This window comes from Hydrogenophaga sp. (assembly GCF_030656115.1).
GTDB lineage: Bacteria > Pseudomonadota > Gammaproteobacteria > Burkholderiales > Burkholderiaceae_C > Hydrogenophaga.
In genome coordinates this window covers 1-17,914 of record NZ_JAUSOO010000154.1, presented here as the reverse complement: position 1 = coordinate 17,914, position 17,914 = coordinate 1, and the positions used below count along the sequence as shown (strand labels likewise).

Below are 17,914 nucleotides of genomic sequence, written 5' to 3'. Positions count from 1 at the left end.
TTGCGCGCAGAAGGTGCCAGCGTGATGCACCTGGCTGTTGATGGACAGCTGATGGGCCTGTTGGCAGTGTCCGATCCGGTCAAGGCCAGCACACCGGAGGCCTTAGCCACCCTCAAGGCATCCGGTCTGCGCATCGTGATGGCAACTGGCGACGGACTGACCACGGCCAAGGCTGTTGCAGCCCGCCTGGGCATCGATGAAGTGCACGGCGAGGTCAAGCCGGCCGACAAGCTGCTGCTGGTGGAAAGGTTGCAAAAGGAAGGCCGCATGGTGGCCATGGCCGGTGACGGCATCAACGATGCGCCGGCACTGGCCAAGGCCGATGTGGGCGTGGCCATGGGCACCGGGACCGACGTGGCGATGAACAGCGCGCAGGTGACGCTGGTCAAGGGCGATCTGCGCGGGATCGCGATCGCGCGGGCGCTGTCCGAAGCGACCGTGGGCAACATGAAGCAGAACCTGGTGTTTGCCTTTTTGTACAACGCACTGGGCATCCCGATTGCTGCCGGCGTGTTGTACCCGTTGACGGGTTGGCTGCTGTCACCCTTGATTGCTGCGCTGGCCATGAGCCTGAGCTCGGTGTCGGTGATCGGCAATGCGCTGCGGTTGCGTAACCGATAGCGGACAGATTCACTGCACAAGAGGGCATGCGCCATGGACATCCTTGCGCACGGACTGTGGGTGGGCCTGGGCGCCGCGGCCTGGCACCGGCACCGGCCGCAGGACCGCCGCACCATCGGTCTGGCAGTGGGCCTTGCGGTGTTGCCCGATCTGGTCCAGCTTGCGCCGCTGGTCGCACTGACGCTGTCGTCGTCTGAGGGCTGGCGTGTGCTGCTGGCCTACGCCAATGCGCTGCCCGGGTACGAGCCCGCAATGTCGCCGCTGCTCGCCGGCCTGACCCACCACCTGCATTGCGTGATGCATAGCGCGCTGGTGGCGGGGGCCGTCACTGGGGTAATCTGGCTTTGGCTGAACCGCTTCTGGTTGCCGCTGTTGGGTTGGTGGTCCCACGTGCTGATCGACGTGTTCACCCATTCGGCCGATTTCTATCCATCCCCGGTTTTCTATCCGGTGACCTACTGGGGGTTCGATGGCGTCGCGTGGAACAACACGTGGTTCATGGTGATGAACTATCTGGCCATGTTGATCGCTTTTGCATTGATCTTTCGTCGCAAGTAAAAAAGCCACCCAAGACAGGGTGGCCGTCTTCACGCGAGTGACGCCATCAGTTTTGATGACCCTTGCGCGCCAGGTAGTCGAGGCGAGCGACTTCGTTGCCCACTGTGCTGATCTTCTGACCATCCACGGATTGAACGACCTCTCCCTTGGCAAGGTATGCAGTGCGTCCATATTGGTTGGCTTTTGCCATGTTCCCGTCCTTGAAGACGTACAGCGTTTCACCATTGACCAGTGGGACCGTCTGCTTGGCCTCGGATTGAGCTGCATCCATGGCAAAAGCCGGGAGGGTTGCGGCGAGTGAAAGGACGAGGACGTTGAACTTGCGAATCATGGTTGCTCCTGAAAGTTTCACGTTGATCGGGTGATGCAACGAGGTACCGTGTACAGGTGCAATATAGTGACGGGCGGGTGACCGCAGGCTTGCCTTCCGATGACAGTTTTGACTGCTAGTTGACTGCGAACCTGCCGCCCCTGGAGATTGATGTGGCTGCTGAACTGGTCAGCGCGGCTGGAACGCAATGATCCCCTGGTCGGTCATTGCGCAAGATGAGCATGGCACGCACAGGCCTCACCATGCGCAGCAGCCACCAGTTCCTTGAGGATGCCGCATTCTGTCCCTTCGCCGTCACAACGGCCACAGCTGGCCTGGAGCAGCAACAGCTGCTTTTCCAGCGCGCGCATGCTCTTGAGCCGCGCTCGCACCTTGTCGATCTGCTCCTGCACCAGCCTGTCCACGTCCGGATGCGGCTCGCCCGGTGCGTCCAGCGCGCCCAGCAGCCGGCGGATATCGGCCAGCGGCATTTCCAGCGCGCGGCAGTGGCGGATGAAGGCCAGACGTTCCAGATGGGTGCTCGCGTAGTCGCGGTAGCCGTTGTCCTGCCGGGCCGGCTCCGGTAGGAGGCCTTGTTTTTCGTAGTAGCGGATGGTGTCCACGTCCACGCCTGTGGCCTCGGCCAGTTCCTTGATGCGCATGGGGTTTCTCCGGTCGGTGGGGTTCAGGGCTTGACTCTGGAGCCGCTCCAGGGTTTTCAATACCGGCATTCTGAACCTGCAGGAGATCCCATGTCAGCCCACTGTTGTGAACACGAATGCCCCGCTCCCGGCCAGATCGCCAACCTGGCGCGCTACCGCCGCGTGCTCTGGGTCGCACTCATCGTCAATGCCGCCATGTTCCTGGTCGAGTTGGGTGCGGGCTTCTCGTCCGGCTCGCTGTCGCTGCTCGCGGACGCCATCGACTTCGCCGGTGACGCGCTGAACTACGGTGTTTCGCTGGCGGTGCTGGCATCGGCGCTGGCCTGGCGTGCCAGGGCCGCCATGCTCAAAGCCTTCAGCATGATGGGCTTCGGCCTCTACGTGCTGGGCAGCGCGCTGTGGGCGGTCTGGAACGGTCGGGTGCCTGATGCACCGACCATGGGGGTTGTTGCATTGCTGGCGCTGCTGGCCAACGTGTCGGTGGCCTGGATGCTGTATGCCTTCCGCGAGGGTGACGCCAACATGCGCAGCGTCTGGCTGTGCTCGCGCAACGATGCGATCGGCAACGTGGCCGTGTTCTTGGCCGCACTGGGGGTCTTTGGAACAGGCACGGCCTGGCCAGACCTGCTCGTGGCGGCCCTGATGGCGGGTCTGGCCTTGCACGGCGGCTGGCAGGTGATGCGCCAGTCCAGGAGTGAACTCGGAACCGCAGATGCCAGTGACCACGGGCACGACCACCATGGCCATGCCCACTGAGTCCGTGAACACGATGGCGTTCGACCCGCACACCTTCGAGCGGCTGTCACAGGCTTACCAACGTCTCGACCATCGTGACTTGGGCCAAGCCTGGCACCTGCTCGAAGCCATGCACGTGCTGGGACAGACGCGCCTGGTCCCGCATGCACGCTCGCACTGGTACATGCTCAGGCTGGCCTGGCAGACGCGAAACCTGTCCGAGTTGAGCGGGCAACTCCTGAGGCTGCTCCTGGTGCCGTTTGGCCATCTGTTCGGTCGCCTCCCGCTGGGGAACACCGGACGTGCATACATCAGCGCGTTCCAGCCCATGGCGGTGGCCCCGGAACTGTGGACCACGATTCGCCAGTTCCAGTCTCCACCGGACCGCTGAACAACCTGAAGCACACCAGGGCGGCGTTTCCACCCCAGTGCCAGCGCCGTAAAATCCTTGCATCATGCGCGCCGTTCTGCTCACCCTCTTGATGCTGTTCTGCCTGCCCCTGCAGTGGGCGGGCGCGGCCGAGCGCGAGCCTTGTGTGCACGAGCCCTGTGCCTCGGTGCATGCGAACCTGGCGGATACCTCTGGACAGGCCGAGACCGACGACCACGTCGGCGAATCCCATGCGCAGCACTCCCACTGTGGAAGCTGCCACTCCGGCGCCCTGGCCTTGTCGGCCAGTACGCCCTTTGTTCCGAGCAACGACGCCGACCGTCTGCACGCAGTGGCCCGTCTCTGGACCGAGATCCTGCTCGTGGAGCGGCCCGAACGGCCGCAGTGGACCACCCTGGCCTGACCAGGGTTCGGCTTCTTTGACGGCGCCCATCGCCGTGCTTCTCCGATCCCTGTGAAACGTGCCAGCCCTCGCGGCTGGTGATGTTCGTTTTTCCAGGGTCTTTTCATGTCTGCATTTCCCTGGCGGGGTCGTCCCCGTCTGGCCTGGCTGGTTGCTGTGGCCGTTCTTCTGGCGCTGGACCAGTTCAGCAAAGCCTGGTTCGCCAGCACCATTGCGCTGGGCACAGCGGTTGAAGTCACAACCTGGTTCAACCTGGTCCATGTGCTCAATACCGGCGCCGCGTTCTCCTTGCTGGCTGAAGCGGGTGGCTGGCAGCGGGTGTTCTTCATCGTCATCGGTTTCATGGTGGTGGTGCCGATCACCTTCGTCTGTCTCGCGCGCCAGGTGGAGCCACTGGAGCGGACCGCGGGGACACTGCTCGTGGCCGGTGGCAGCGGCAACCTGATTGATCGCATCGCCAGCGGCGCGGTCACCGATTTCCTCGACCTGCACTGGCGCGGGCTGCACTGGCCTGCCTTCAACCTGGCCGACGTGTTCATCGTGGCGGCGGCAGGCGCCTGGATCCTGATGTCCTGGCCCCCTGCCAAAGCATCTTTGGAGACGACCCGATGAACCGTCCGTGGACCCTGCTTCTCCTGGCCTGGATGGTGGCCACCACCGCCACCCTGGGTGCGCTGTTCCTGGGCGAGGTCATGGGTATGACGCCCTGTGTGCTGTGTTGGTACCAGCGCATCTTTATGTTTCCGCTGGTCATCGTGCTGGGGATGGCGGCCTACTTCGACGACCGCAGGGGTGCCGTATATGCCCTCGCACTGGCCCTGGGCGGTCTGGTCGTGGCCGGGTACCACACCCTGCTGGTCGCCGGACTCATACCCAAAGCATGGGTGCCCTGCAGCGCCGGGGTGTCCTGTACGGACCAGAAGCTCGAAGTCCTCAATGGCGTCCAGATTCCATGGCTGTCGCTGGCCGCGTTCATGGTGCTGGCGTTCCTTCTCATCGTTTACCTCAGAAAGCCCTCCCGATGAACTCCATCTATCACTGCGCCCAGCTGCGAAGGCCGGACAAATACGCGGACGCACGTGTTGCTATGGTCGATGTGTTCCAGAGCAATCACCGCTGCTACGGCTACCCGACCTCATCAACGACCAGGAGATCGGGCCTGGCGTAGTGGCGCAGCCGGGTGCGCAGTGCCGAATCGCTGTCCAGACTGGCCAACTCGCCCAGCAGCTTGCCGGCGGTGGTGAACATGACGGTGTGCCCTTGCAGCACAGCTTGGTGTGCAATGTTCTGCGCGATGGTGGTCTTGCCCACACCCGAGGGGCCCACCAGGATGGCGTTGCTCGCGCTTTGCAGGAACTGCAGTGTCATCAGCTCGCTCACGCTGGCCTGATCAATCTGCTCGGGCCAGCTCCAGTCGTAATCCACCAAGGGTTTGAAGCGCCCGATGCGTGCACTGTGCAGCCGGCGCTCCATGGAGCGCCGCGTCCTCTCCTGCTCCTCCCAGTCCAGCAAGGTGCCCACCCAGGGCTCTGTGCAGCAGGTACTCGCTCACGCAAGGACAGTGCAGAGGAAGCGGCCTTTGCAAGCATCCGCCCGGCGCTGGACGAGCTGGTCTTCGACTACTTCGAGTTGACTCCAACGGAGCGCCAGGTCGTCAACGACACTTGCGATTTCCTCGTGCCGAGCATGCAACCCAGCTCGCTTGCGTCTTTGTCTCAACCGCTGCACCACGCGCCCACGGAGGCTGACTGCAAGGCCTACTCGGCACTGCTGCGCAGCGAGCTCGAACTGTGGCGCGAGCGACTCAAGGGGGAGGGTCGGTTTTCGGTCCAGTGGTCGCCACCGACCTCCCGGCATTCGGGCGCGAACGGCGTCGTGCAAATCAGCCTGACCGACAAGGCCTCTTCGAGTCGCAAGCAGACTCCACACGAGGTCGAACTGGTGATGCGTGAGCTGCGCGGCCTGAACAACTATCCGACTGTCGGCAGCGAGGTCATGAGCGTGGCGTCAGACTTCCTGCTGTTCCATGGTGGCGACTACTTCTTCGTCAAGCCGATGGTCAAGCGTCTCTGGCTGGCCAGTGCGGCGGCTCATGACGCGTTGCGGATCGTGCAGACGGTGCGTTCGGTTGAAGGGGGGCACTGACGAGATGAGGACTCCATCGCGATTTCACCAGGCCATGAGCGATGAGCATTGGGGCAGGGCCTTCGGCAGGCAGGCCACCATCCAAAACGTTCTGGAGTTCGTGGTGACGCATTGGCAGCAGTTGCAGAAGCGTCCGCCGCCAGACATGGAATTCAGTCAGAGCGAGCCGCACATCACGAAGTATTTTGGGCTGTCGCTCAAGAAGTCTGCCCGCGCGCATGGCATCTTCGGGTTCTTCGTTCCCGAGCATGTCGTGGGGGACATCGATGAAGTGCGTCAGGTCCTGGAGTCGCGGGGGCGCACAGATCTCACCTACCTGAGTGACCGCATCGATCCTCCCCTTGAATTCGTGCTGGAGTTCAAGAAGATGAAGTCACAGACCGGCGCAAATGCATCCAGGCTGGCGTACTGCAAGGACGGCATGTTGCGGTTCGTGAATGCGACCTATGCGCGCAACGAGGAGGTAGGTTTCATGGTGGCCCTGGTGGCGTGCGATGCCGATCTACCCGGGTTGCTGGACGGCCTCAAGCGGGCCATTCAGCAACCCGACATGGCCAGGCTGCTGAGATCGATTGCCAATCCAAAGGGAAGGACGACCCTCACAGCCAGCGATCTGGTCTTCCAAGCCTGCAACTTCGAGACGCGCCACGCTCGGGATCACAAGGGACAGAAGGACGTTGTGCTGGGGCACATCATGCTGGCGCATCAGACAAGCGCTTGAAATAGCCGAAACGAGAATTTCACGAACGCGAGACCACAAGCCTCGCCGATGACCTCGCCGCTGTCCTGCACGGGCGCCTGACCAAAAGGCAAGCTTGCGTGCCGAAAACCAGTCGCGGCTGGTTGCGACCGGTACACCCTTATGACACGAGGGCATCTCTCACTCATCCGCCATCACGGGCTGTGACTCTGAACGAGAGAGCAACTTTTCAAACTGACCCTTGGCTGCTGAAACGTCGAAAAAGAACGTGTGCAGCAATGAGATGGCCTTGTTGACTTCCTGTATTTCCCAGTCCGTCCTGGGCGGACTGCGTTTGAGTTCTTTCCCACTGCTCGAAAGCCATGTTTCGATCTGATGCAGGTTGATGATCGTGAGTCCGCGTTCCAGCAACTGCGTTGCAGAAATGTTGGACAGATACGCTGGCGTCACCTGCTTCGGCGAGGACAGCTTCAGCGCTTCGGTCAGCTTCGTGGCCAGCGCTCGGCCCAGTCCAATCTCCGGGCTCGCCTCGAATTCCCCCAGAGCCTGTGCATAGCGCTCGGGATGCGCTTGGATGTCCGAAACCTCAGCAGGTAGACGAAATCGGCGGCACAGGAGCTGGAGGGCGGAGCGTGCCCGCGCATTTGTGATGCGCTCTTGACGGGCTGCTTCTGCTAGGGTCGATCCGTTTATAACGGCTTTGAGTATGGCTGCCTTTGTGAAGCCAGGAATCATGATCAATCCTTTGTGAACACTGACAGTGAATGGAACCCTTTCCATTCAAACTCTGCGCCTAGTTTGACGATACGAGTTATCACTCTAAAGCGGTCGATGCCCCTTTTGGTGTTCTGTTTCTTCTGGTGAAAGCCAGTTGTTCAGGGTGCAAAAACCTGTTGTGCACGCGCATCAAACTCGATGGCATCGAGACTCAAGCGACGCGCGCGCACAAACGAAGCGACTACCCCCTGTGCCGCCGCATCAACCGGTACACCGCTGGGATCACCAGCATCGACAGTAGGGGCGCGCTGATCATGCCCCCCACCATGGGCGCTGCGATGCGCTGCATCACCTCGCTGCCCGTGCCGTCGCCCCAGAACAAGGGCAGAAGGCCTACCACGATCACCGCCACCGTCATGGCTTTGGGACGCACCCTCAGAACCGCGCCTTCGCGGATCGCATCAAGTAGATCGGCATCGGCGATCTGGCCCGCCGCTTCGCGCGCCGCCCAGGCCTGCTTGAGGTACAGCAGCATGATCACGCCGAACTCGGCCGCCACGCCCGCCAACGCGATGAAGCCCACCGCGCTTGCCACAGACAGGTTGTGTCCCAGCGCCCACAGCAGCCACACACCGCCCACCAGCGCAAACGGCAGTGTCGTCATGATCAGCAGCGCCTCGTCGAAGCGCCGGAAGGTGAGGTACAGCAGCACGAAGATGATCAACAGCGTGAACGGCACCACCAGCTTGAGTTGGGCGGCGGCCCGCTCCAGGAATTCGAACTGCCCGGACCACGACACCGAATAGCCGGGTGGCAGATCCACCTGCTCGGCTACCACGCGCTGCATCTCCTTTACTGCGCCAAGCAGGTCGCGCCCACGGATGTCCACGTACACGAAACCGGCCAGCCGGGCGTTCTCGCTGCGCAGCATGGGCGGGCCATCCGAGATGGCGATGCGGGCGACGTCCGACAGCACTAGGCGCTGGCCCCGTGGGCTCACTATGGGCAAGGCACGTAGTGCCTCCAGCGAGTCACGCAGTGCGCGCGGATAGCGCACATTGATGGAATAGCGCTGCAGGCCTTCGACAGTCTGTCCGACTTCCATGCCACCCAAGGCACCGGCCACCACGTCCTGTACGTCGGCGATGTTCAGTCCGTAGCGCGCCGCGTCGTCCCGCCGGATGTCCACATCGATGTAGCGACCGCCAGTCAGGCGCTCGGCCAGCGCACTGCTGACCCCGGGCACCTGTTTGATGGCCGTCTCGATCTGGCCCGTGAGCCCGTCGATAGTGGCCAGGTCGGCGCCGGCCACCTTCACGCCCACCGGGCTCTTGATGCCGGTAGCGAGCATGTCGATGCGATTGCGGATCGGGGGCACCCAGATGTTGGACAGGCCCGGCACGCGCACCGTGCGGTCCAGCTCCTCGACCAGCCGGTCGGGCGTCATGCCGGCGCGCCACTGGCTGCGCGGCTTGAACTGGATGGTGGTCTCGAACATCTCCAGCGGAGCCGGGTCGGTGGCGCTGTCCGAGCGGCCGGCCTTGCCGTAGACGCTCTGCACCTCGGGCACGGTCTTGATCAGGCGGTCGGTCTGCTGCAACAACTCGGCGGCCTTGCCGGCCGACAGGCCGGGCAGTGCGGTCGGCATGTACAGCAGGTCCCCCTCGTCCAGCCTGGGCATGAACTCGGCGCCGATGTGCTTGAGCGGCCACAGGCTGGCCAGCAGCAACACGGTGGCCACCACCAGCGTCAGCTTCGGTGCACGCAACACCGCGTTCAGGCAGGGGCGGTAGAGCGCGATCAGCAGGCGGTTCAACGGGTTGGCGTGTTCATCAGGGATGCGTCCCCGGATCAGGTAGCCCATCAGTACCGGGATCAGCGTGACGGCCAGCCCTGCCGCCGCCGCCATGGCATAGGTCTTGGTGTAGGCCAGGGGCGCGAACAACCGTCCCTCCTGTGCCTGCAGCGTAAACACAGGAATGAAGCTCAACGTGATGATCAACAGAGAAAAGAACAGCGCGGGCCCGACTTCGGCGGCGGCCTCACCAATCACGCGCCAGCGCGGTTCGCCCGCGAGGACCTGCCCCGGGTGCTCGTGGCCCCAGCGCTCCAGGTGCTTGTGCGCGTTCTCGATCATCACCACCGCAGCGTCCACCATCGCACCGATGGCGATCGCGATGCCGCCCAGCGACATGATGTTGGCGTTGACGCCCTGCTGCTGCATGACGATGAACGCCATCAGGATGCCCAGCGGCAGCGAGACGATGGCCACCAGGGCACTGCGCAGGTGGAACAAGAACAGCGCGCAGACCACGGCCACCACCAGAAACTCTTCCAACAGCTTGAACCCCAGGTTGTCCACTGCACGCTCGATCAGCGCGGAGCGGTCGTACACCGGGACGATCTCCACGCCCTTGGGCAAGCCGCTTTGCAGTTCGGCCAGCTTGGCTTTGACGGCCTTGATGGTCTGCAGCGCGTTCTTGCCCGAACGCATCACGATCAGGCCACCGGCCGCTTCACCCTCTCCGTCGAGTTCGCCAATGCCGCGCCGCATCTCCGGCCCGAGTTGCACCCGGGCCACGTCGCCCAGGCGCACCGAGATGCCCAGGTCGGTTGTCATCAGCGGGATGGCCCGGAAATCGTCCAGGGTTTTGAGGTAGCCGCTGGCGCGCACCGCGTATTCGGCTTCGCCCCGTTCGAGCACCGATCCACCGGCCTCCTGGTTGGCGCGACCGATCGCCTCGCTCACCACCGTCTGCGTGATGCGGTAGGCGGCCAGCTTGTCGGGGTCGAGCACGATCTGGTACTGGCGCACCATGCCGCCCAGGCTGGCCACCTCGGCCACGTCCGGCACGGTCTTGAGCTCAAAGCGCAGGAACCAGTCCTGCAGAGAACGCAGTTGGTCCAAGCTCTGGCGGCCACTTCGGTCCACCAGAGCGTACTGGTAGATCCAGCCCACGCCGGTGGCGTCGGGCCCGAGAGAGGACTTGGCCGACGGCGGCAGCCGCGACTGCACCTGGTTGAGGTACTCCAGCACGCGCGAGCGCGCCCAGTACAGGTCCACGCCGTCGTCAAACAGCACGTAGACGAAGCTGTCCCCGAACATGGAGTAGCCGCGCACCGCCTTGGCACCGGGCACCGACAGCATGGTCGTGGTCAGCGGGTAGGTGACCTGGTTCTCGACGATCTGCGGCGCCTGGCCGGGCCAGCTGGTGCGGATGATGACCTGGGTGTCCGAGAGGTCGGGCAGCGCGTCCAGCGGTGTGCGCAGCATCGACACCACGCCCCAGGCGGTGAGCATCACAGTGGCCAGCAGCACCAGGAAACGGTTGCCGATGCTCCAGTGGATAAGCCGCGCGATCATGGCTTCGCTCCTTGAGCACTCGGCGCAAGGCGTTCAATCCGGGTGATCTGCGGTTCGGCCCCATCCTGTGTGCGGAACTCGATGCGCACCGGGTCACCTCGGGACAGTCCGCTGGGCCGCTGTTCGAGAGGCGGCAGGCGAAACGCCATCGTCATCCCGGGCCACTTGAGCGCCGGGATGGCAGGATGGGTGAGGGTCACGCTGTCCCCGTCCACGGCGTCGATCACGGCATTGGTGCGGTGCAGATACACAGCCGCCGCATGGGCCGCAGCAGTCGTCGGGGCCTGGTTCAGGCGCGTCTCCAGCCCACGCAGGCTGGCTTCGGAGTCGATCAGGAACTGGCCCGACAGCACCACCCGCTGGCCGGCCTGCAGGCCTTGCACGATTTCGGTCAGACCACCAGCCTCACGCCCTGCACGCACCTCCACGGGACGGAAATGCCCACCGTCTTCGGCCAGCATCACCACGCTGCGGCGACCGGTGTGGATCACCGCGTCACTGGGCACCAGTAAGGCCGGCTGGCCTGCCGGTTCGGCGAACCGCATCTGCACGAACATGCCCGGCACCAGGCGTCCGCCGGGGTTGTTCAGCTCCAGCCGCGCCTTGAGCGTGCGCGTGGCGGGGTCCACCTCGGGCAGGATCGCCTGTACCTGGCCCTCAAAGGATTGCCCCGGCGCCGCCGGGCTGGTGGCGCTGACCTTTGCGCCGGGTTGAAGCCGTGCCACCTGGCTCTCGGGCACCTGGCCCTCGGCCCACACCGTTGCCGTGCTTTGCAGGCGCATCAGCGGCATGCCCGGCATCACGGTCGCGCCCTCGCGCACCATCAGCTCGGTCAGAGTGCCACCGATCGGCGCGCGCAGCGTGAAACGGGATTGCACCGCACCGGTCCGAACCACCTGTTCGATCTGTGCCGCGTCCATACCGGCCTGTCGCATGCGCTGGGTCGCGGCGTCGCGCAGCGGCCCGAGGTCGGCGCCCGGCATGCGCGCGACCGCCAGGTACTCTTCCTGGGCCGCCACCCAGTCCGGGACGTAGATCTCGGCCAGCGGCGCACTGGCCGCCACGCGGTCCAGTGCAGCCCGGACGTGGAGCTTCTCCACGAAGCCCATGGACCTCGCGCTGACCACGACCTGGTTGCGCTCGTTCCAGGCCACGTTGCCCGCCACCGAGAAGCCGCCATTCAGCGATCCTTGAACCACTTCCACCGTGCGAAGGCCCAGGCTTTGCTGGATGCGCGGACTCACCGCCACGGCGCCGGTGTCGGCACCTGCGCTGGCGCTCGCGCCGCCCGAGTAGCGCGGCACCAGCATCATGTCCATGAAGGGCGATTTGCCTGGGGCCTCGAAGTTTTTGCCGGGCACCATGGGGTCGTGGTAGTTCAGGATCATCCGGCCGGTCACCGGGTCCATGTCGCCCGCCTTGAGGCCGTCGCGCAGGTGGCGGGCGGTGGCTTCACCGCCTTGAACCACCGTCCAGGCGTCCGGGTTTTGCGGGGCGCTGGTGGCGCTGGGTGATGACGGCGGCGAGCCCATCTCCATGCCCGAGCGCATGCCGGCGGTCCACGCACCGTAGCCCACCGCGCCCAGGGCCGCCAAGGCCGCGACACCCAGGCCGATGCTGGTTCGATTGTTCATGGTGTCATTCCTTGTGCAGCGGCCGGTTCGGCGGGGATGAGGTAGGCGAGTTGGGCCCACAGGCGGGCGGTCGAGAGGTGCAGGTCGATCCGCTCCATTCGCAGGTCCAGTGCCATGCGCCGTGCGGCCAGCACCTCGCTCAAGGGCGTTCTGCCGCCCCGGTAGGCGGCCAGCGTCGTCTGGATGCGCTGCTCGGCCAGCGGCAGCCGCTCGGCATCGATAAGGGCGAGTTGGGCCAGACCGGCTCGCCAGCCTTCCTCCCAGCGACGGATTTCGGCCAGGTGTTCCCGAGCACGCTCCTCGCGTTCGGCCCGCAAGGCGTCCACTTGGGCGAGTCGGGCCGCGAGTTCGCGGTCCTGCCGCTGGGGGCGATCCCAGGTCAGTGGCACCGAAACCGCCAGCGAGACCATGTTCGGGTAACCCGGGCCGCGCAGGCTGAGCATGAGCTCTGTGCTCCAGTCGGGGTCGCGCTCCTGTCGCGCGACTTCCGCTTCGGCGGCCATGGCCGCTTCCTGCGCCGAGAGCCGCACCAGTTCGGGGTGGTGCGCCAGGCGCTCGGCTCCATTGCCCACCCCCGTGGGTGAAGAGGTCACATCGGGCGGGGTGGCCAACGGCTGTTCGGGGTCGCTGCCGGTCCAGCGGGCCAGGGTGAGGCGCGCGTTGCGGCGCTCTGCCTCGACGCCCAGCAGGGTTTGCTGCAACTGAGCGACAGACTCCCGAGCAGCAATCCAGTCGGCGGGGGACCCGCTGCCGCTGCGTGCGGCCGATTCGCTGGCCTGCACGAGCAGGCGGGCTTCGCCCAGTTGCTTGTTCAACAACCCCAGACGCTGCTCCAAGGCCTGGCGCTCCAACCACGCCATGGCGGTATCTCGGCCAATGGTGGCGGTTTGCTCCAGGCGCCCAGCTTCAGCGGTTTGCGCTTCGCGTTCAAAGCGCGCTGCGCGTGCCTGGCGCTTGGCCGCGCTGGGCAAGGTTTGCATCAGCGAAACCGATTTGGCGGTCATGAAGTCGCGGGTGGTGCTGTACCGGTCGGGCCCGGACAGCGGGACGTTGTCAAGCGACAGACGCAAGACAGGGTCTGGGCGCTGGCCAGCCGCCACGGCCGTTTCTCTTGCCGCACGGGCTGCAGCGTCCTGGGCGACCAGCGCGGGTGAACGAGCCAGCGCCGCCTGGACGGCTTGCGGCAGCGATAGCGGCTCTGCGGCCTGCGTGATGGGGGACGTCGCAAGGCCGATCAGGACTGCCATGTGTACAGGTGTGATCGCGGTGCGGCAGCGGGCGATGAAGTGGCCGCGACGGCGGTCCAGCCCACCGAAGGCCGGTGAAAGGGGTTCCATGTTTCTGCTCCGAAAGAATGCACACGGGCTGAGCACGCACAGGGACGCGCGGCTGCCGCTGGCTGACCACCGACCTGGCTTCAGAGGCCGAGTAGTGTCAGGGTGGAAACCTCAGAGCAGGGAGGGCGGACGCCAGATGCTGGCGGGAGAGCCACGCAGTGGCTCGGGGGGGGCGGGTGCGTGCAGCTCGCTTACGGGAAGCGATTGCGCCAAGGCCATGACCGGCGGCGCCACAAAGCCCGTGGGTGCCTGGCATTCCTGCCCGGTCTTGCACATCTTTCCGGTGAGCTGAAAGGTCTCAGCGTCGTTGCAGCAATCGTCCATTGCCATCTCCGGGCCGGCGTTGAACGAGTCGCCTTGCATGGCCATGGCGGCTTCCATTGGGCATGGCGGCTGCAGGCGCAAACCACCACCCCAACCCTGCAGAGGCAGGGCCAAGCACAACAGGAGAGCCAGGAACAGGCGCATGGGCGGATTCTAGGACGATGCGTCCTGCGTGGGAAAGCTCAGGCAGAAGGTGGTCGTCTGTTCGGTGGACGCCACCGATGCCGATCCGCTGTGGGCTTGCATGATGGCTCTGGTAATGGACAGGCCCAGACCCGTGCCTTCTGAGTCGGGGTTGCTGCGCGACTTCTCGGCTCGGTAGAAGCGGTCGAACAGACGCGGCAGGTCGGCTGCGGGGATTGCGGGACCGGCGTTGTGCACGCAAAGCTGGATCTGACCGTCGCCAGGAGTCACCGACACCCGTACGGGTGCGTTCGGCGGCGAGTACCGTATCGCATTGGACAGCAGGTTGCTGATCGCGCGGCGGATCATCAGCCGGTCGCACACGATATGCGCATTGCCATTCGCTTCGAGGGCAATGTGCTTTTCTTCTGCCAGCGCTTCGTAGAAGTCGAACAGGTCCAGCACTTCGTCGATCAGCGACACGGTCTCGCGGTGCGGCAGTTCGATCCCGTGTTCGGTCTTGGCGAGGAACAGCATGTCGGAGACCATGCGGGCCATCCGCTGCAACTCCTCGGCATTGGACGCCAGGATGTCCTGGTACACGCCCACCTCCCGCTTCTGCGCCAGCGACACCTGGGTCTGGGTCAGCAGGTTGTTGATGGGGGTCCGCAACTCGTGCGCCAGGTCGCTGGAGAATTCCTGCAGGCGCGCAAAGTCCGATTGCAGGCGTTCCAGCATGGTGTTCAGGCTCTGCGCCAGGTCAGCGAACTCCGCCGGGACTGCGTCCACTGGCATGCGCTGGTCCAGCTTGTGGGCCGTGACCGTCATGGCGCGCGCTCTCATGACACGCAAGGGCTCCAGGCCACGGCGGGCGGCCCACCAGCCCAGCAGACCGCTGATCAGGATCGCGCCTACCAGGTAGAGCGCCAGGGTCTGCCTGAGCGACTGCATGAAATGGGTGTGGTGCGCTGTGTCCAGCGCGATCAGAAGTTCAAGGGATGCGCCGTCAGTGGCCTGGCCCGTCCATGTGGAGGGAGGCCGAATGGCCGCCCTCAGACCTCGCAGCGTTTGGTCACCGGCCATCCAGTCGAAGGCGTGCCCATCTATGCCGATGGATGACGGCAGACGGGAGAACACCGAGCTCGCTTCTCCATAGACCAGGCCGGTGCTGTTGCGCAGCTCGATGAACAATCCGTGGTGACTGGTCAAAAGCTCATCCAGTCGAGGGACCAGCATCTCCGATGACGATGCCTCACCGACGATGGTTTGCACCAGTTCGATCTTGTCCTTCAGGAAATCCCTATCGAGGTCGACAAAGTGCCGACCTACGGCTATCGAGACCAGAAGACCCAGCCCGACCAGAACGCAGGCCGATACCAGGGTATACAGCGCGGTCAAGCGCGCCGTCAGCGACAGCCGGCCGAGCATCAGTGGGCGTCCTCGGGTGCTTCGAGAACGTAGCCCATGCCGCGCACGGTCTGGATCAGGCGCGGTTCAAATGCATCGTCCACCTTGGCCCGCAAGCGCCGCATGGCCACTTCGATCACATTGGTGTCGCTGTCGAAGTTCACGTCCCACACCTGCGAGGCGATCAGGGAGCGCGGCAGCACCTCGCCATGGCGGCGCATCAGCAGCTCCAGCAGGCCGAATTCCTTGGCCGTCAGATCGATGCGTTTTCCGGACCGGGTCACCCGCCGGCGCAGCAGGTCGAGCTCCAGATCGGCTACTTTCATCGAAGTGGGTTCCATACCCGTGCGGCCACGCCTGAGAATCGTCCGGACCCTGGCCAGCAGCTCGGCGAACGAAAATGGCTTGACCAGGTAATCGTCGGCCCCCAGTTCCAGGCCCTTGACGCGGTCTTCAACCTGATCGCGTGCCGTAAGGAACAGCACCGGCATCTGGCGCCCCTGACTGCGCAGGTTCTTGAGCACCTGCCATCCGTCCATGCCTGGCAGCATGACATCCAGGATCACCAGATCGTGGTCCCCCTCCAGGCCATGGTGCAGACCGTCCACACCGTTGGTGACGAGGTCCACGGCAAAGCCGGCCTCGCGCAGGCCTTGTCTGAGGTAGTCACCCGCTTTGGACTCATCTTCAACGATCAAAATTTTCACGTTCACATTCTCCTGACCGCAAGTTTGCCCGTACCGGAGCGGGCGTGACGAAAGCTGACATTTTTGTAATCCGGCCGACAGGGAAGTGACGAACTCGCCTCGCCAGAATCCGCACCACTTGATCCACATCAAAAGGAGCGATTGCAGTGAAACCTTTGTTCAGTTATGGAACCACGAGCCAGCTGCTGGCAGCGGGCCTGTTGGCCCTGCCAGTCGCGCTGGCTGCCCAGACGGCCAGCCCGACGCAGGAGGCCGACTGGCGCCGGGCCAACGACGCGGTGGGAGCGCTCAAGCGCGGCCATGCCGACGTGCTCAAGTGGGAGCAGGCCAACGTCAGTGCAGTCACCGCGACGCCAGGCAGCACCATGGGTGTTGCCATCCCCACCGCAGAGGCTGCGGTTCGCATGGCCTGGACGGTGCACCGCGATCTGGCCCGTGCTTTGGCTCGGCTGGGTCCGAAGAACGAACAGCTGATCGCAGAAGGCCGCTGGACAGAACTCGACCCCAGCCTGCAACGCCGCGTCAAGGATGCCAGTGAGGTGCTGGAGGTGGCTGCGGCCGGCCGCAAAGCCTGGATCGAAGCTGTAGCCGCTCAACAGGTGCTGAAGCACCAGCGTGACATGCTGGAGGCGGCTCAGGCTGCCTATGAACTGGGGCAGCGCATGGTGACGGTGGGCAACTGGAGCAAGCTGCAACTGTCTCCCGTACAACTGGCTGCGTCCAACGCACGCATGAATCTGCGGCGAGCACAGCAAGCCGCCGCCCAGGCCCAGGCCAATCTGGTCAAGACGATGGGGCAAACAGGCCTTCAGGATGGCTTTGCGCTGCCGGACCAGCTGCCTGCCATCCCGGTGCAACCCATGACAGCGGCCGAACTGCAGAAACGGGCTGAAGCGGTTCGCAGTCATTTGCCAGATGCAGAAAGCCTGCGCAACCGTGCTCTGTCGAAGTCGGCCATGAACGTTTACTGGGCCGCCCATGCCTTGGCGCAGGACAGCCAGGGAGACATTCTGAAAACCCGTGAGTTCATCACCGAAGAGACGGTGCTGCACTACAACGGCATGCTCAAGAGCGTTTGGGACCTGCTGGACGAAGTGCGCAACCAGTCCCAGGCGACGGTGGATGCCATCGGTGCACAGCGCGACTTCTGGCTCGCTGAAGCCGATCTGCAGTGGGTATTGCAAGGCGGAGAGCCCGACAGCTTCGTCTCGCTGGGTGGTGCCGGTGGAGATGCCCCAACCGCAGCCGCACATTGAAAGGACACAACACATGACCAACACCAATTCCAGACGCCAGTTTTTCGCAGGCGCAGCCGCTTCCGTGGCAGGCCTGGCCGTTGCCCGCTCCGCCCTGGCAGGTTTGCCGGAGCCCGTCATCCAGACGTCGGTAGAAACCGCGCCGCCCTTGATTCCGACCACCGGTCGGCCCTACAACCCAGTGGTGACCCTCAACGGCTGGACGCTGCCATGGCGCATGAACGATGGCGTCAAGGAATTCCACCTGGTGGCTGAGCCGGTGGTGCGTGAGGTTTCGCCAGGCTTCAAGGTCAACATGTGGGGTTACAACGGCCAGAGCCCGGGACCCACCATCGAAGTGGTCGAAGGCGACCGCGTCCGCATCTTTGTGACCAACAAGCTGCCCGAGCACACCACCATCCACTGGCACGGTCAGCGTCTGCCCAGTGGCATGGACGGCGTCGGGGGTCTGAACCAACGCGCGATTCCCGTGGGCAAGACCTTTGTGTATGAATTTGAGGCGCGGCGACCCGGCACCTTC

General features: G+C 64.3%; 21 protein-coding genes. 11 read left to right on the top strand and 10 right to left on the bottom strand.

Going from position 1 to position 17,914, the window contains the following annotated elements:
• Together Q7J58_RS20520 and Q7J58_RS20515 are read left to right on the top strand one after the other, a co-directional pair.
• Nucleotides 1–621, top strand: a 621-nt coding sequence (locus Q7J58_RS20520; protein WP_304831682.1) for an HAD-IC family P-type ATPase, incomplete at its 5' end; no start/stop codon positions are given.
• A gap of 33 nt (nt 622–654) precedes the next feature.
• Nucleotides 655–1,179 carry a metal-dependent hydrolase gene (locus Q7J58_RS20515; protein ID WP_304831681.1) on the top strand — a complete coding sequence of 175 codons (525 nt, stop codon included), beginning with the start codon at nt 655–657 and terminating at the stop codon, nt 1,177–1,179.
• Between the two features lie 46 nt (nt 1,180–1,225).
• On the opposite strand, the gene Q7J58_RS20510 is transcribed toward Q7J58_RS20515, so the two are convergent.
• Both Q7J58_RS20510 and Q7J58_RS20505 read right to left on the bottom strand, forming a co-directional pair.
• A complete protein-coding gene (locus tag Q7J58_RS20510) occupies nt 1,226–1,510 on the bottom strand; it encodes a CopK family periplasmic copper-binding protein (RefSeq protein WP_304831679.1) in 285 nt (94 codons plus the stop codon).
• Nucleotides 1,511–1,713: 203 nt separating this feature from the next.
• Entirely contained in the window at nt 1,714–2,151 is a 438-nt protein-coding gene (locus tag Q7J58_RS20505; RefSeq protein WP_304831677.1) for a Cd(II)/Pb(II)-responsive transcriptional regulator, read from the bottom strand.
• Between the two features lie 90 nt (nt 2,152–2,241).
• Here Q7J58_RS20505 and Q7J58_RS20500 point away from each other — a divergent pair, with 90 nt between their 5' ends.
• From Q7J58_RS20500 to Q7J58_RS20480, 5 genes are all read left to right on the top strand, one after another.
• A complete protein-coding gene (locus Q7J58_RS20500; protein ID WP_304831675.1) occupies nt 2,242–2,907 on the top strand; it encodes a cation diffusion facilitator family transporter in 666 nt (221 codons plus the stop codon).
• Entirely contained in the window at nt 2,897–3,277 is a 381-nt protein-coding gene (locus Q7J58_RS20495) for a DUF3703 domain-containing protein (protein WP_304831673.1), read from the top strand. Before Q7J58_RS20500 ends, Q7J58_RS20495 begins: the two co-directional genes overlap by 11 nt.
• Before the next feature lie 64 nt (nt 3,278–3,341).
• Nucleotides 3,342–3,680 carry a DUF2946 family protein gene (locus Q7J58_RS20490; RefSeq protein ID WP_304831671.1) on the top strand — a complete coding sequence of 113 codons (339 nt, stop codon included), beginning with the start codon at nt 3,342–3,344 and terminating at the stop codon, nt 3,678–3,680.
• A gap of 105 nt (nt 3,681–3,785) precedes the next feature.
• On the top strand, nt 3,786–4,292 hold the full coding sequence (gene lspA / locus Q7J58_RS20485) for a signal peptidase II (protein WP_304831670.1): 507 nt from the start codon (nt 3,786–3,788) through the stop codon (nt 4,290–4,292).
• Entirely contained in the window at nt 4,289–4,705 is a 417-nt protein-coding gene (locus Q7J58_RS20480) for a disulfide bond formation protein B (protein ID WP_304831668.1), read from the top strand. Before lspA ends, Q7J58_RS20480 begins: the two co-directional genes overlap by 4 nt.
• Nucleotides 4,706–4,805: 100 nt before the next feature.
• Here the strand turns inward: Q7J58_RS20480 and Q7J58_RS20475 are convergent, their stop codons facing one another.
• The gene (locus Q7J58_RS20475) at nt 4,806–5,153 is read right to left on the bottom strand and encodes an ATP-binding protein (protein WP_304831684.1); all 348 of its coding nucleotides are present in this window, start codon (nt 5,151–5,153) and stop codon (nt 4,806–4,808) included.
• Between the two features lie 237 nt (nt 5,154–5,390).
• Here Q7J58_RS20475 and Q7J58_RS20470 point away from each other — a divergent pair, with 237 nt between their 5' ends.
• Nucleotides 5,391–5,825: a hypothetical protein gene (locus Q7J58_RS20470; RefSeq protein WP_304831667.1), complete on the top strand. Its 435-nt coding sequence runs from the start codon at nt 5,391–5,393 to the stop codon at nt 5,823–5,825.
• Between the two features lie 34 nt (nt 5,826–5,859).
• Nucleotides 5,860–6,546 carry a hypothetical protein gene (locus Q7J58_RS20465; protein ID WP_304831666.1) on the top strand — a complete coding sequence of 229 codons (687 nt, stop codon included), beginning with the start codon at nt 5,860–5,862 and terminating at the stop codon, nt 6,544–6,546.
• A gap of 159 nt (nt 6,547–6,705) precedes the next feature.
• On the opposite strand, the gene Q7J58_RS20460 is transcribed toward Q7J58_RS20465, so the two are convergent.
• The 7 genes from Q7J58_RS20460 to Q7J58_RS20430 all read right to left on the bottom strand — a co-directional run bounded on the left by Q7J58_RS20460 (nt 6,706) and on the right by Q7J58_RS20430 (nt 16,138).
• The gene (locus tag Q7J58_RS20460) at nt 6,706–7,260 is read right to left on the bottom strand and encodes a hypothetical protein (RefSeq protein WP_304831665.1); all 555 of its coding nucleotides are present in this window, start codon (nt 7,258–7,260) and stop codon (nt 6,706–6,708) included.
• A gap of 223 nt (nt 7,261–7,483) precedes the next feature.
• Nucleotides 7,484–10,606, bottom strand: a complete 3,123-nt coding sequence (locus Q7J58_RS20455) for an efflux RND transporter permease subunit (protein ID WP_304831663.1) — start codon at nt 10,604–10,606, stop codon at nt 7,484–7,486.
• Nucleotides 10,603–12,240, bottom strand: a complete 1,638-nt coding sequence (locus tag Q7J58_RS20450) for an efflux RND transporter periplasmic adaptor subunit (protein WP_304831661.1) — start codon at nt 12,238–12,240, stop codon at nt 10,603–10,605. The genes Q7J58_RS20455 and Q7J58_RS20450 overlap by 4 nt, the downstream gene beginning before the upstream one ends.
• Nucleotides 12,237–13,577, bottom strand: a complete 1,341-nt coding sequence (locus Q7J58_RS20445) for a TolC family protein (protein ID WP_304831659.1) — start codon at nt 13,575–13,577, stop codon at nt 12,237–12,239. Before Q7J58_RS20445 ends, Q7J58_RS20450 begins: the two co-directional genes overlap by 4 nt.
• Nucleotides 13,578–13,688: 111 nt before the next feature.
• Nucleotides 13,689–14,045: a hypothetical protein gene (locus tag Q7J58_RS20440; protein WP_304831657.1), complete on the bottom strand. Its 357-nt coding sequence runs from the start codon at nt 14,043–14,045 to the stop codon at nt 13,689–13,691.
• Nucleotides 14,046–14,054: 9 nt separating this feature from the next.
• Nucleotides 14,055–15,452 (bottom strand): heavy metal sensor histidine kinase, encoded by a 1,398-nt coding sequence (locus Q7J58_RS20435; protein ID WP_304831655.1) that lies wholly within the window; start codon nt 15,450–15,452, stop codon nt 14,055–14,057.
• Nucleotides 15,452–16,138, bottom strand: a complete 687-nt coding sequence (locus Q7J58_RS20430) for a heavy metal response regulator transcription factor (protein WP_304831653.1) — start codon at nt 16,136–16,138, stop codon at nt 15,452–15,454. Before Q7J58_RS20430 ends, Q7J58_RS20435 begins: the two co-directional genes overlap by 1 nt.
• Nucleotides 16,139–16,284: 146 nt before the next feature.
• On the opposite strand from Q7J58_RS20430, the gene Q7J58_RS20425 reads away from it, so the two are divergent.
• Both Q7J58_RS20425 and Q7J58_RS20420 read left to right on the top strand, forming a co-directional pair.
• On the top strand, nt 16,285–17,394 hold the full coding sequence (locus Q7J58_RS20425) for a TolC family protein (RefSeq protein WP_304831651.1): 1,110 nt from the start codon (nt 16,285–16,287) through the stop codon (nt 17,392–17,394).
• A gap of 13 nt (nt 17,395–17,407) precedes the next feature.
• A partial coding sequence (locus Q7J58_RS20420) for a multicopper oxidase domain-containing protein (protein ID WP_304831649.1) occupies nt 17,408–17,914 on the top strand: 507 nt, incomplete at its 3' end.

What these genes read in the sequence shown, in the direction of transcription:
- Q7J58_RS20495 (WP_304831673.1), top strand. Translation starts at nt 2,897, where the DNA reads ATGCCCACTGAGTCCGTGAACACGATGGCGTTCGACCCGCACACCTTC.
- Q7J58_RS20435 (WP_304831655.1), bottom strand. Translation starts at nt 15,452, where the DNA reads ATGCTCGGCCGGCTGTCGCTGACGGCGCGCTTGACCGCGCTGTATACC.
- Q7J58_RS20460 (WP_304831665.1), bottom strand. Translation starts at nt 7,260, where the DNA reads ATGATTCCTGGCTTCACAAAGGCAGCCATACTCAAAGCCGTTATAAAC.
- Q7J58_RS20450 (WP_304831661.1), bottom strand. Translation starts at nt 12,240, where the DNA reads ATGAACAATCGAACCAGCATCGGCCTGGGTGTCGCGGCCTTGGCGGCC.
- Q7J58_RS20480 (WP_304831668.1), top strand. Translation starts at nt 4,289, where the DNA reads ATGAACCGTCCGTGGACCCTGCTTCTCCTGGCCTGGATGGTGGCCACC.
- Q7J58_RS20455 (WP_304831663.1), bottom strand. Translation starts at nt 10,606, where the DNA reads ATGATCGCGCGGCTTATCCACTGGAGCATCGGCAACCGTTTCCTGGTG.
- lspA (WP_304831670.1), top strand. Translation starts at nt 3,786, where the DNA reads ATGTCTGCATTTCCCTGGCGGGGTCGTCCCCGTCTGGCCTGGCTGGTT.
- Q7J58_RS20510 (WP_304831679.1), bottom strand. Translation starts at nt 1,510, where the DNA reads ATGATTCGCAAGTTCAACGTCCTCGTCCTTTCACTCGCCGCAACCCTC.
- Q7J58_RS20515 (WP_304831681.1), top strand. Translation starts at nt 655, where the DNA reads ATGGACATCCTTGCGCACGGACTGTGGGTGGGCCTGGGCGCCGCGGCC.
- Q7J58_RS20505 (WP_304831677.1), bottom strand. Translation starts at nt 2,151, where the DNA reads ATGCGCATCAAGGAACTGGCCGAGGCCACAGGCGTGGACGTGGACACC.
- Q7J58_RS20445 (WP_304831659.1), bottom strand. Translation starts at nt 13,577, where the DNA reads ATGGAACCCCTTTCACCGGCCTTCGGTGGGCTGGACCGCCGTCGCGGC.
- Q7J58_RS20490 (WP_304831671.1), top strand. Translation starts at nt 3,342, where the DNA reads ATGCGCGCCGTTCTGCTCACCCTCTTGATGCTGTTCTGCCTGCCCCTG.
- Q7J58_RS20475 (WP_304831684.1), bottom strand. Translation starts at nt 5,153, where the DNA reads ATGGAGCGCCGGCTGCACAGTGCACGCATCGGGCGCTTCAAACCCTTG.
- Q7J58_RS20440 (WP_304831657.1), bottom strand. Translation starts at nt 14,045, where the DNA reads ATGCGCCTGTTCCTGGCTCTCCTGTTGTGCTTGGCCCTGCCTCTGCAG.
- Q7J58_RS20465 (WP_304831666.1), top strand. Translation starts at nt 5,860, where the DNA reads ATGAGCGATGAGCATTGGGGCAGGGCCTTCGGCAGGCAGGCCACCATC.
- Q7J58_RS20500 (WP_304831675.1), top strand. Translation starts at nt 2,242, where the DNA reads ATGTCAGCCCACTGTTGTGAACACGAATGCCCCGCTCCCGGCCAGATC.